Here is an 11,933-nt window from a genome sequence, read left to right as displayed (position 1 = left end):
CTTTCGTTCTCAGGCCGGCAGCGCGCTGCAGAAGCCGCGCTCATGGAAGCGCTGGATCAGCTCGCGGTGGCCGAAGGCCCTGGCCGGCGACTGGAAGCCGAAGGCCTTGCACTGGCCGGCCAGCAGGCGCTCGGCGTTTTCGGCGCAGATGTCGCCGGTCCAGGTGTAGGCGGCGGACAGGTTCATCACGTAGCTGCGGGTGACCTGGCGGCCCTGGCCGTGCACCACGATCACGCCGCGCTGCACGTCGAGCGAGTCCTTCGGCGGCTCGCCGTTGTCCATTTGCGCGCCCATCTGGTTGGTCCATTCCTCGCGCTGCGCCTGGGTCAGCCCCGGGGCGACGGCGTTGAAGGCGCGGATGGCCTGCATCACCGGGTCGATCATGTGTTCGCCCATGGCGGTGAGCACCTTGCAGTTGCGCACGCGCGGGTCGTCCTTGAACCAGATCGGCTCGCAGGCGCCGCCCCAGGGGTGGGCGCTGAGCTGGGCGTTGCGGTGGGGCAGGGCGACCTTGTAGGCCACGTCGTTGGGCCAGGCGACCAGCTGGTTCTGCTCCAGGTAGTACTGCGACACGTCGTTGCACACCATGCGCAGGAAGGACTTGGTGGACGCCTCCGAGGGCAGGCCGTTGTCGACCTGGTAGCAGATGTCCAGGCTGTCGATGCCGGGGGTCTCCAGCACCACTTCGGCGGCCAGCGCGCCGGCGGCCCACATGAAGGAGTTGGCCGGGCACAGCAGCAGGTCCTTGGCGGCGAAGGCGGCGCCGTACCGTTCGGCGACGGCGGCGGTCCAGTCCTGCTCGCCGGTGGTGTCCAGGTAGTGCACGCCGGCTTCCAGGCAGGCCTCGACCACCGGCGCACCCAGTTGCATGAACGGGCCGACGTTGTTGATCAGCACCTCGATCTCCAGGTGCTGGAGTAGCCCGAGCAGCGCCTCGCGCGAGTGCTCGACGCTGACCAGCTCGGCGTCCACCTGCTGGCCGTGACGCTCCTCGACCACGGCCAGCGCGGTCTGCAACCGCGCCTGGGTGCGCCCGGCCATGTAGAAGGGGATGTTGCGCTGGGACAGCGACTCGGACACCAGCTTGCCGGTGTAGCCGCTGGCGCCGTAGACCAGAACCTTGCGTGCGTTGGACATGGATGTTTCCTCTTGTTGTTCGGGGGATGTCAGCGTGCTTCGCGGTGCACGCTGGCGCGGTCCTGCTCCAGGGCCTCGATCAGGAAGCGCTCCTGGGGTTTTTCCGAGGCGGTCTTGGGAATCTGCTCCAGCACCTGCAGGAAGCTGGGCACGAAGTTGGCTTCGAGGCGGGCGCGGCAGGCGCGGAAGATCGCCTGCGGGTCGAAGCCGCCGCGTGCCTTGGGCACCACCGCGGCGACCACGTCCTTCTCGCCCGGCACGCCGCTGGCGGCGGGGATGCCGTAGACGTACACGTCGTCCACGTCCGGGCACTCGGCGATGGTCTTCTCGATGAAGGCGGCGTTGATGAAGTCGCCGTTGCGGCGGATGCTGCCGCCCTTGCGGTAGTGGAAGAACAGCCAGCCCTCGGCGTCGGCGCTGACCACGTCGCCCATGTGCAGCCAGCCGCCTGAGCACTTCTTCGCCGAGGCCTCGGGGTTGCCGAAGTACTCGACCTGGTAGGGTGTGCCATCGACCGGCTGGAACAGCAGCTCGCCCGGTTCGCCCGGCGCGCAGTCGTGGCCGTTCTCGTCGACGATGCGGTAGCGCAGGTTGGGCATCGGCTTGCCGATGCTGCCGACCGGGCCGACGCCGATCGGCTTGATGGTCAGGCCACCCTCGGCGGCGCCGTAGAACTCCAGGATCTGCACGGCGAAGCGCCGCTCGAACTCGCTCCAGATCGCCCTGGGCATGCCGGCGGAGATCACGAAGCGCACCGGGTTGTCGGCGTCGTCGGCCTGCGGCGGCTCGGCGTAGACGGCGGTGGTCATGCCGCCGAGCAGGGTGAAGCTGGTGCAGCCGAAGCGCCGGCAGATGTCCCACAGGCGGGTCTTGGTGAACTTGCGCGACAGTACGCAGCGCAGGCCGAGGGCCAGTGAGGCGCCGAGGGTGACCAACTGGGCGTTGGCATGGGTCAGCGACAGCCCGGAGTAGGGCCGGTCGTCGCTGCGGTAGCCGAACACCCGGTCGGTGAGCAGCGCGGTCTCGCAGTAGCGCCGGTGGGTCATGACGATGCCCTTGGGATCGCCGGTGGTGCCCGAGGTGAAGATCAGCTGCATCGGCGCGGCGTCGTCCAGCGCCGCCAGCGGATGCTCGCCGCGTTCTTCGCCGAGCGCCTCGGCGTAGGGCGTCACGTCGGCGATTGGCGCCGCCGCGTCCGGCCCGTCGCCCGGCAGGGCGACGATCCAGCGGTTGTGCTGCAACTGCTCGCGCACTTCCAGCAGGTTGCCGAGGGCGTAGTCGGCGGCGATCACCCCTTGGCAGCGCGCGTTGTTGAGGAAGAAGGCCAGCTTGTCGCCCCTGGCACGCGGGTCGATCGGCACGAACACGGTGCCGGTGATGGCGGCGGCCAGCATGGCATCGACGAATTCGGCGTGGTTGGCCATCAGCAGGGCGAAGCTCTCGCCGGGCTTGAGGCCGAGGCTGCTCAGCGCCCAGGCCAGGCGGTGGCCGTTGTTCCACAGTTGTTTGTAGGTGCGCACCTGCAACGGGCTGGCGGCGCCGTTCTCGACGGTCAGCACGTCGAGGTCGGGGCTGCTCAGCATGCGGTTGCCGACCAGTCCGGCCAGGTTGGAATCGCTGTAGCGGCTCATCGCAGGTCCTCCCGCACCAGCAGGCTGACCACGGTGGCGGCGGCGTCCAGGCCGATGGCGCCGCCGCCGTTGTGCGCCAGGCCGACGCGCGCGCCGCTGACCTGGCGGGCGCCGGCGCGGCCCTGCAATTGCTCGGTCAGCTCGACGATCTGCGCGCAGCCGCTGGCGCCGACCGGGTGGCCCTTGCGCAGCAGGCCGCCGGAGGTGTTGACCGGAATCCGCCCGCCCAGGCCGGTGGCTCCGGTCTCCAGCAGCGCGGCGCCGCCGCCGGGCGGGCACAGGCCGAGGTATTCGTAGGCCACCAGTTCGGAAGGCGCCGAGGCGTCGTGCAGTTCGATGCAGGAGAGGTCCTGCGGGCCGAGGCCGGCCGCCGCGTAGGCCAGTTGCGCGGCGTGGGCGCCGACGCTGTCGTCCTCGTGCTCGAAGTCCCAGCCGGAGACCAGCGCCGAGGCCGCCACCCGCACCGGGTTGCGCAGGCCGAGCTGGCGCGCCTTGCGCTCGCTGACCACGATCACCGCGGCGGCGCCGTCGCCGATCGGCGAGCACATCGGCAGGGTCAGCGGGTCGATGATGGCGCGCGCGGCCAGCACTTCGTCGATGGTCAGCCGCTCCTGGAACTGCGCGCGCGGGTTGAGGCTGCCGTGGATCGAGTTCTTCGCCGCGATCATGGCGAAATGGCGGGCGGTGGAGCCGTGCCGCTTCATGTGCTTCTTCGCCATCATGGCGTAGATGTCCATGAACACCGAGCGGCTGCTGCCGGCGCCGGCGGCGTCGAAGGGCTCGCCGATGGCCTCGGCGAGCTTCTTCACCACGTTCACCGCGCCGTCAGGGTCTTCCACGTCCACCGCGCTGGAGAAGGCGCCCAGGCTGCGCGCCTTGTCCTCGTGGAACAGCTTCTCGTAGCCGCACACCAGCGCCACGTCGTAGCAACCGGCGCTGACCATGGCGCAGGCCTGCTGGAAGGCGGTGGAGGAGGAGGCGCAGGCGTTCTCCACGTTGACCACCGGAATCCTGCCGATGCCCAGGCCGCGCAGCACCACCTGGCCACGGATCATCTCCTGGCCGGTGACCACGCCGGCCGCCGCGTTGCCCATCCAGGCCGCCTGCAGCTGCGACTTGTCCAGGCCGGCGTCGGCCAGGGCCAGCTCGATGGCCTGGCCGGCCAGGCGCTTGAGGGTCTTGTCCAGGTGCTTGCCGAACGGGACCATGCCCACCCCGGCGATATACGCATTCATCTTCATGGCGGGGCCTCAGAGCTGGGAAATCAGGGTGCCGCCCTTGATGGCGAGCATTTCGTTGCAGCCGTCCTCGATCATCGAGGCGCGGGCGTCGCGCAGCAGCTTCTCCACCGGGTACTCGCGGGTGACGCCGTTGCCGCCGAGCATCTGGATGGCCTGGGAGGCGACGTCGAAGGCGGTCTGGGTGGCGGTGATCTTGCTGGCGATAGAGCCCTGCAGCGCCGGGGCCGGCGCCACCTCGTTGAACAGCACGGCGCGGCGCGCCAGGGCGCGGGCCGCCTCGACCCGGGCGAACATGTGGAACAGGCGGTGGCGCACGTTCTGGTGCTGGACGATCGGCACGCCGCCCTGCTTGCGCTGGTGCGCGTATTCGTAGGCGTGCTCGTAGGCGGCGCGGGCGGCGCCGGTCCACATCACGCCCATCAGCGCGTTGGCCTCGGCGAGCACGCCCTGCTCGGCGCGCACGTAGTCCTCGGGGCCGGCCACCAGGTGGTCCAGCGGCAGGCGGACGTTGTCGAAGTACAGCTCGCCCTGGGGCAGGGCACGCTGGCCCATCTTGTCCAGCGGCGCGCCACGGCTGACGCCGGCGCTGTCCAGCGGCACCAGCACCACGCAGCGGCGGTCCTCGCCCGAGCCGTCGTCGAAGCCGCAGAACAGGATGCAGGTCTGGGCGATGGGACCGTTGGAGACCCAGGCCGACTTCTGCCCGTTGATCACGATGTGCTCGCCCTGGAGTCTGGCGTGGCAGTTCAGGCGGCCGTGGCCGACGCCGGGGTGGCGGGCGTGGCCGCTGCTGTCGAGCATGTCCGAGCCGTGGTCCGGCTCGGTGATGCCCCAGCAGCCGATCGGCCTGTCGGCGTAGCGCGCGATCAGGTCGTGGCGCTCCAGCTGGTGCAGAACGATGCCAGGGATCATCGCCGCGCCGAGCACAACCGCCAGACCGCCGTCGCCGTAGCCCAGCTCCTCGAACACCAGGCACATCAGGCGGGCGCGCTCGGTGGCCGGCAGCTCCAGCATGTCGCCCAGGCTCAGGCCGAGCTTGTCGAACTCGACGAATACCTGCCACAGCGGCGAATTCGCGGCGATGACCTGGTCCGGCTCCATCCGGTCGAGCAGCTGGCCAAGGGGCCGCATGACCTTGCGGGCGAAGCGCCGCGCGTTGAGCTGGATGACCGATTCCAGCTCGTTGAGATCGGCATCGAGGCCGGTGGGTTCGAGTTCGACCCTCGGGGCATTCCCGGACATTGTTGTTCTCCCTGGCAGGTGATGGCGCCCGGCAACAGCGGCGTTTCGTGGCTGTCCCGGGGTGGGTGAGTTGGATACTATTCGGGGACAATTCCAAGATTGACCCCCTTAATGGGGGATGCCAGATGCCCACTGCCGCCACGCCTACACCGCTGTTCTCGCCCCTCCTGGCGACCAAGCTCATGCCGCCCCGCCGGGGGCGCGGCACCCTGCCGCGACCGCGCCTGGAACACCTGATCGAGCGCATCGCCGAATCCAGTCTGAGCGTGCTCAAGGCCCCGCCCGGCTTCGGCAAGAGCACCCTGGCCAGCGCCTGGGCGGAGGCCGCGCTGGCCCGCGGCGCCCAGGTGGCCTGGTTGACCCTGGACGAGAACGACGACTCGCCGGAACGGCTGCTGCTCTACGTGGCGGCGGCGATCCGGCGTGGCTTCGACGGCGGGGGAGAGGGCGACGAAGACCTCTCGATGCTGCCGGCGCAGCACCTGGCCACCCTGTTGCTGAACGACCTGGAGCGGCGCTCGGAGCACTGCTTCCTGTTCATCGACGACTACCACAGCGTGCCGCCGGAAACCCTGGTCGCCGCCTTCGATCCGCTGGTGCGCTACGCGCCGGAGAACCTGCACCTGGTGTTCTGTGGGCGCACCGACCTGCCGCCGAGCTTCTTCGTCCACCTGTATCGCGACACCTGCCTGGAGGTGGACGCCGCCCAGCTGCGCTTCGACCTCGACGAGACCCGCGACCTGCTGCTGCGCAACGGCGGGCAGACGCTGGAGGCCGGCGAGCTGGTGGCCCTGCACCACGCCACCGAGGGCTGGATCGCCGCCCTGCGCGCCAGCCTGCTGTCGCTGCGCCAGCGCCCGGCCGGTGGCGCAGCGCTGCCGAAGAACATCAGCGGCCTGCTCGACGAGCTGCTAGCGCAACTGCCGGAGGAACTGGTGCGGCAGTTGGCCTGCCTGGCCGCCGTGGAGAAGTTCAGCGCCGCGCTGGCCGAGCGTCTGACCGGCTGCGCCAGCGGCCAGGCGCTGATCGACGAGCTGGAGCGTCGCCAGCTGTTCCTCGCCGGCCTCGACGCCAGCGCCGAATGGTTCAGCCTGCACCCGCTGTTCCGCGAGCACCTGCGCCGGCGCCTGCACCCGCCGCAACTGGCCGAGGCGCTGCACGTCGCCGCGCGCTGGTTCGCCGAGCAGCGCTCGTGGCCGGACGCGGTGCGCTGCGCGCTGGCCGCCGGCGACGACGAGAGCGCCTGCGAGTGGGTTGCCCACTGCGCCATGGGCATGGTCGAGCGCGGCGACATCATGATCCTGCTCGACTGGCAGCGGCAGTTGCAGGGCCACCTGCTGCAGAGCCCGTGGCAGCTCAAGTTCGCCCTGGCCTGGGGCGCCGCACTGGGCATGAACTGCGGCTCGGCCCGGCAGCTGCTGGACGAGGTGCGCGGCAGCGCGCAGGACGGCGGTGCCATCCTGCAGTGGCAGTGCCAGGCGCTGGAGGCCACGCTGCTGGCCCTGGAGGACCACGTCTCGGCCGGCGCCCGGCTGGCCGCCGCCTGCCTGCCGCACCTGGGCGAACACCCCTGGATCATCAACACGCTGTTCAGCGTGGTGAGCTTCGGCCACCTGTGCGAGAGCCGCTGGGAGGACTTCTACGTCGTGCCGCCGGTGCGCGGCAATCCGCTGGAGCACAGCCGCTACCTGTTCAACCAGGACTATCGCCTGTGCATCCTGGGCTTCGGCGAACTGCTGCAGGGGCGCCTCGCCCAGGCCACCGCGCTGCTCGAGGAGGCCCTGGGCTTCACCGGCCACCCGTTGCTGCGCGCCCTGCCGGCGGCCTTCCTGATCCAGGTGCACTACCTGCGCGGCCAGCTCGACCAGGCCGCCCGGCTGAGCCTGGAATACCTCGAACTGGTCACCCTGGGCGCGCCGCTGGACTTCGTCGCCAGCACGCTCACCACCCTGGTCAGGCTGAGCAGCCGCCACGCCGGGCAGCATGGCGCCCGCCACTTCATCGAACAGGGCGAGCGCCTGGCCCAGGCCCGCAAGTGGCCGCGCCTGCACGTCCACATGCTGCTGGAGCGCACGCGCTTCGGCCTGCTCGAACACAAGCCGCAGGAGGCGCTGGCCTGCAGCCAGCAGCTCGACAACCTGCTGGCCCAGGAGCAGGCCAGGGCCACCGAGTGCCACGACGACTACGCCTACCTGGCCTGCCTGGCCGCGCTCTGGTGCGAGGCCGCCGGCACGCCGCGCCAGGCCGACCTGGAGCAGGCCGAGGCGCTGCGCCTGCGCGCCCGGCGGCACAACCGGCGGCCGATGCAGATCCGCCTGGGTGGCGCCCTGGCCCTGGTGTACTGGCGCCAGCGGCGGGGCGAGGCCGCCACGGCCTGCCTGCTGGAGGCGGTGCAACTGGCGCAGGACTGCGACGCCTGGCAACTGCTGTTCGACCTGCCCGGGCTCGACGCCCTGCAGCAGCTGGCGGCGCATGCGCTGCAGGCCCCGGCGCCGGACGAGGAGCAGCGGAACCTGCTGCGGCGCCTGCTGCCGTCCGCCGACGGCATCGACGCGCCGCCGCCGGATCGCGCGGCGAACGCTCTGACCGGCAAGGAGCGTCACGTGCTGGAGCTGGTCGCCCAGGGCAAGTCCAACAAGGAAATGGCCCGGCTGCTGGGCATCGCCCCCGAGACGATCAAGAGCCACATGAAGAAGATCTTCGCCAAGCTGGAGGTCGAGAGCCGCGCCCAGGCCGCCGTGGTAGCCAAGGCCAACGGCCTGATCTAGCGCGGAACCCGTTCTCCGCGACCGTGGCGAGCGGGCCGGCGGCACTGCGTCCGGTTGACGCAGGTAGCCGGCCACCCCGGACCTCTGGTTATACTCGCCGGCATGTCACCTTCCTCCATGTACGCCCCCGTCCAGCTGTTGTCCGCGAGCCGCCAGAATCTCTGGCGGCTGACCTTGATCCGCCTGCTGGTGCTCGCCGCCCAGGCCGGCTCGGTGGGCATCGCCTACCTGTCGGACCTGCTGCCGCTGCCCTGGCTGCCGCTGTGCATCACCCTCGGCGTGTCGCTCTGCCTGTGCCTGCTGACCGCCCTGCGCCTGCGCGGGCCGTGGCCGGTCACCGAGCTGGAGTACACGGTGCAGCTGGCCTGCGACCTGGTGATCCACAGCGTCCTGCTGTACTACTCGGGCGGCTCCACCAACCCATTCGTCTCCTACTACCTGGTGCCGCTGACCATCGCCGCGGCGACCCTGCCCTGGTTCTTCTCCATGTTCCTCGCCGGGCTGGCGCTGACCGGCTACACGGCGTTGCTGATCTGGTACCACCCGCTGCACCTGAACAACGTGCAGCACGAGGCCATGCTGATCAGCCTGCACCTGTTCGGCATGTGGCTGAACTTCCTGCTGTCCGCGGCCTTCATCACCTTCTTCGTGGTCAAGATGGCCGGCGCCCTGCGCCGCCAGGACGAGTTGCAGGCGCTGCGCCGCGAGGAGGGCATGCGCGACCAGCAGCTGCTGGCCGTGGCCACCCAGGCCGCCGGCGCGGCCCACGAGCTGGGCACGCCGCTGGCGACCATGAGCGTGCTGCTCACCGAACTGCGCCAGGAGAACCGCGACAAGCCCGCCCTGCAGGACGACCTGGCCCTGCTGCAGGAACAGGTCAAGCTGTGCAAGGACACCCTGCAGCAACTGGTGCGCGCCGCCGAGGCCGAGCGCCGCCAGGCGGTGGAGGAGCAGACCGCGGTGCAGTGGCTGGAGACGACCCTCAACCGCTGGCACCTGATGCGCCCCGAGGCCACCTACCGCTTCCAGTGCCTGGGCGCGGGCGCGGTGCCGCGCCTGCTGCCGCCGGCGGACCTGACCCAGGCCCTGCTCAACCTGCTCAACAACGCCGCCGACGCCTGCCCGGACAAACTGGACATCCGCCTGGACTGGGACGAGCAGTGGATCGCCCTGAGCATCCGCGACCACGGCGTCGGCGTGCCGCTGGCCATCGCCGAGCAGATCGGCCGGCCCTTCTTCACCACCAAGGGCAAGGGCTTCGGCCTCGGCCTGTTCCTCAGCCAGGCCAGCGTGACGCGGGCCGGCGGTTCGGTGAAACTCTACAACCACGAAGAGGGCGGGACGCTGACGGAACTGCGCCTGCCCAGGCTGGCGTAGCCGGGCGAACATCGATCGGGTGTCGCCTGCGGTGTGCGCGGCGCACCCTACGGCGGCTTCGGACGCGACACTACGGGAGAACGACATGTCTGACGAACAGTTGAACGAGCAGGAAGAGCAGCCGCACCTGCTGCTGGTGGACGACGATCCCACCTTCACCCGGGTCATGGCGCGGGCCATGGAGCGCCGCGGCCTGCGCGTGAGCGTGGCCAACTCGGCGGAGGAGGGCCTGGTGCTGGCCAAGGACGACCTGCCGGACTACGCCGTGCTCGACCTGAAGATGGACGGCGACTCCGGCCTGGTGCTGCTGCCCAAGCTGCTGGAGCTGGACGGCGAGATGCGCGTGGTGATCCTCACCGGCTATTCGAGCATCGCCACCGCGGTGGAGGCGATCAAGCGCGGCGCCACCAACTACCTGTGCAAGCCGGCCGACGCCGACGACGTGCTCACCGCGCTGCTCTCCGAGCATGCCGACCTCAATACGCTGGTGCCGGAAAACCCGATGTCGGTGGACCGCCTGCAGTGGGAGCACATCCAGCGCGTGCTGGCCGAGCACGACGGCAACATCTCCGCCACCGCCCGCGCCCTGGGCATGCACCGCCGCACCCTGCAGCGCAAGTTGCAGAAGCGCCCGGTCCGTCGCTGATCGCAGGTGAAACCCCGCGCCGAACCGCGCGGGTTGCACCCGCCCTACGGCTTTCCTGCTGTTATCATTAGCCCCCTAACCAAATAGTCAGGTTCGGGGCTCCCATGCTTGCCGTCATCCAGCAGACCGTCGCCATCACCGCGCCGGTCTTCTCCATGTTGTTCCTCGGGGTGGCCCTCAAGCGCCTCGGCCTGATCGACGCGCACTTCATCGCCACCGCCTCGTCGCTGGTGTTCAACGTCAGCATGCCGGTGATGCTGTTCCTCGCCATCCTCCACGCCGACCTGGCGACGGCGCTGCAGCCGGCCGTGCTCGGCTACTTCGCCGTCGCCACGCTGCTTGGCTTCCTGCTGGCGTGGGGCTGGGCGATCTGGCGGGTGCCACGCGCCGAGCGCGGGGTCTACGTGCAGGGGGCGTTCCGCGGCAACAACGGCATCATCGGCCTGGCCCTGGCGACCAGCCTGTACGGCGACTACGGCCTGTCCCTCGGCGGCATCCTCGGCGGGGTGGTGATCCTCTGCTACAACACCCTCTCGGTGATCGTGCTGGAGACCTACAACCCCGCGGGCAGCACCCGGCCCTGGGCGCTGCTCAAGAGCATCCTGCGCAACCCGCTGATCATCGGTGTGCTGGCGGCGATCCCGTTCGCCTACTGGCGGATCGGCCTGCCGGCCTGGCTGATCACCTCGGGCCAGTACCTGGCCGAACTGACCCTGCCGCTGGCGCTGATCTGCATCGGCGGCACCCTGTCGCTGGCCTCGCTGCGGGCGAGCAGCGGGCTGGCCATCGGCGCCAGCCTGATGAAGATGATCTGGCTGCCGCTGCTGGCCACCGCCGGCGCCTTCGCCCTGGGTTTCCGCAACGCCGAGCTGGCGATCCTGTTCCTCTACTTCGCCAGCCCGACGGCGGCGGCCAGCTTCGTCATGGCCCGGGCGGCCGGCGGCAACCACGAACTGGCGGCGGCGATCATCGTGATCACCACCCTGGTGGCGGTGGTGACCACCAACATCGGGCTGTTCGCGCTGCGCTGGGGCGGCTGGATCTGATCGCCGGGCCTCAGCCCTGCTGCTCGATCACTTCCTGGGCCGCGCGGAAGGCGTCGATGGCCGCCGGCACGCCGGCGTAGACGGCGCAGTGCAGCAGCGCCTCGCGGATTTCCTCCACGCTGCAGCCGTTGTTCAGCGCGCCGCGCACGTGGCCCTTCAGCTCCTGCGGGCATTTCAGGGCGGTCAGCGCGGCCAGGGTGATCAGGCTGCGGGTCTTGCGGTCCAGGCCGTCGCGGTTCCACACGCCACCCCAGGCGTGCTCGTTGACGAAGTCCTGCAGCGGCTGGGTGAATTCGGTGGCGTTGCCGAGGGCGCGGTCGACGAAGGCGTCGCCCATGACTTCCCGGCGTACCTGCAGGCCTGGTTTGCGTTCTTCGCTCATGAAAGGTGCTCCGTCAGTCGAGTGATTGCACGCGGACCGGCGCGGTGCCGCTCCGCAGCATGTCCAGTTGCTCGGCCGCCCGGCGCGAGACGTCGATGATGCGTCCGCGTGTGCGGGCCGCGGTCGTTGATGCGCACCACCACGCTGCGGTCGTTGTTCAGATTGGTCACCCGGACCCGGGTGCCGAAGGGCAGGCTGCGGTGGGCGGCGGTCAGCGCGTGCTGGTCGAAGCGCTCGCCGCTGGCGGTCTTCAGCCCGTGATGGCGGGCGCCGTAGTAGGAAGCCTTGCCGGTCTCGCCGGCGCCGCCACCCAGGGTGGAGCAGCCGGCGACAGCGCCGAGCAGGCCGAGCAATGCCAGTGTCCGTAGCCCGGATGCAATCCGGGGAGCGCGTTCCCGGATGGTATCCGGGCTACCGGTGAGCATCGCGCGATTCTCCAGGGCATGGAGCGGCCAACGCATGG

General features: G+C 70.2%; 9 protein-coding genes and 1 pseudogene. 4 read left to right on the top strand and 6 right to left on the bottom strand.

From position 1 onward, the window contains the following. Positions 1–9: 9 nt before the first annotated feature. From N5D30_RS22230 to N5D30_RS22215, 4 genes are read right to left on the bottom strand one after another with little or no spacing between them, the layout of a single operon-like run. On the bottom strand, positions 10–1,137 hold the full coding sequence (locus N5D30_RS22230) for a DUF5938 domain-containing protein (protein ID WP_279910707.1): 1,128 nt from the start codon (positions 1,135–1,137) through the stop codon (positions 10–12). A gap of 29 nt (positions 1,138–1,166) precedes the next feature. Then, positions 1,167–2,768: an AMP-binding protein gene (locus N5D30_RS22225; RefSeq protein WP_279910706.1), complete on the bottom strand. Its 1,602-nt coding sequence runs from the start codon at positions 2,766–2,768 to the stop codon at positions 1,167–1,169. Then, entirely contained in the window at positions 2,765–4,009 is a 1,245-nt protein-coding gene (locus N5D30_RS22220; RefSeq protein WP_279910705.1) for a thiolase family protein, read from the bottom strand. Before N5D30_RS22220 ends, N5D30_RS22225 begins: the two co-directional genes overlap by 4 nt. Before the next feature lie 9 nt (positions 4,010–4,018). Next, positions 4,019–5,251, bottom strand: coding sequence for an acyl-CoA dehydrogenase (locus N5D30_RS22215; protein ID WP_279910704.1), 1,233 nt, complete (start codon positions 5,249–5,251; stop codon positions 4,019–4,021). A gap of 125 nt (positions 5,252–5,376) precedes the next feature. On the opposite strand from N5D30_RS22215, the gene N5D30_RS22210 reads away from it, so the two are divergent. From N5D30_RS22210 to N5D30_RS22195, 4 genes are all read left to right on the top strand, one after another. Beyond that, on the top strand, positions 5,377–8,019 hold the full coding sequence (locus N5D30_RS22210; RefSeq protein ID WP_279910703.1) for a LuxR C-terminal-related transcriptional regulator: 2,643 nt from the start codon (positions 5,377–5,379) through the stop codon (positions 8,017–8,019). A gap of 117 nt (positions 8,020–8,136) precedes the next feature. Further along, entirely contained in the window at positions 8,137–9,396 is a 1,260-nt protein-coding gene (locus N5D30_RS22205; RefSeq protein WP_279910702.1) for an ATP-binding protein, read from the top strand. 85 nt (positions 9,397–9,481) lie between these two features. Next, positions 9,482–10,042: a response regulator transcription factor gene (locus tag N5D30_RS22200; protein ID WP_220815411.1), complete on the top strand. Its 561-nt coding sequence runs from the start codon at positions 9,482–9,484 to the stop codon at positions 10,040–10,042. Between the two features lie 104 nt (positions 10,043–10,146). Then, positions 10,147–11,088: an AEC family transporter gene (locus tag N5D30_RS22195; protein WP_279910701.1), complete on the top strand. Its 942-nt coding sequence runs from the start codon at positions 10,147–10,149 to the stop codon at positions 11,086–11,088. Positions 11,089–11,098: 10 nt separating this feature from the next. On the opposite strand, the gene N5D30_RS22190 is transcribed toward N5D30_RS22195, so the two are convergent. Together N5D30_RS22190 and N5D30_RS22185 are read right to left on the bottom strand one after the other, a co-directional pair. Beyond that, the gene (locus tag N5D30_RS22190) at positions 11,099–11,470 is read right to left on the bottom strand and encodes a carboxymuconolactone decarboxylase family protein (RefSeq protein WP_279904674.1); all 372 of its coding nucleotides are present in this window, start codon (positions 11,468–11,470) and stop codon (positions 11,099–11,101) included. Positions 11,471–11,483: 13 nt separating this feature from the next. Continuing rightward, positions 11,484–11,895: pseudogene (locus tag N5D30_RS22185) on the bottom strand (septal ring lytic transglycosylase RlpA family protein). Positions 11,896–11,933 lie beyond the last annotated feature (38 nt).

It is taken from the genome of Pseudomonas sp. GD03875, from assembly GCF_029840585.1.
Lineage (GTDB): Bacteria > Pseudomonadota > Gammaproteobacteria > Pseudomonadales > Pseudomonadaceae > Aquipseudomonas > Aquipseudomonas paralcaligenes.
Note: the sequence above shows the minus strand (reverse complement) of the source record. Positions and strands in the feature narration are given on the sequence as shown.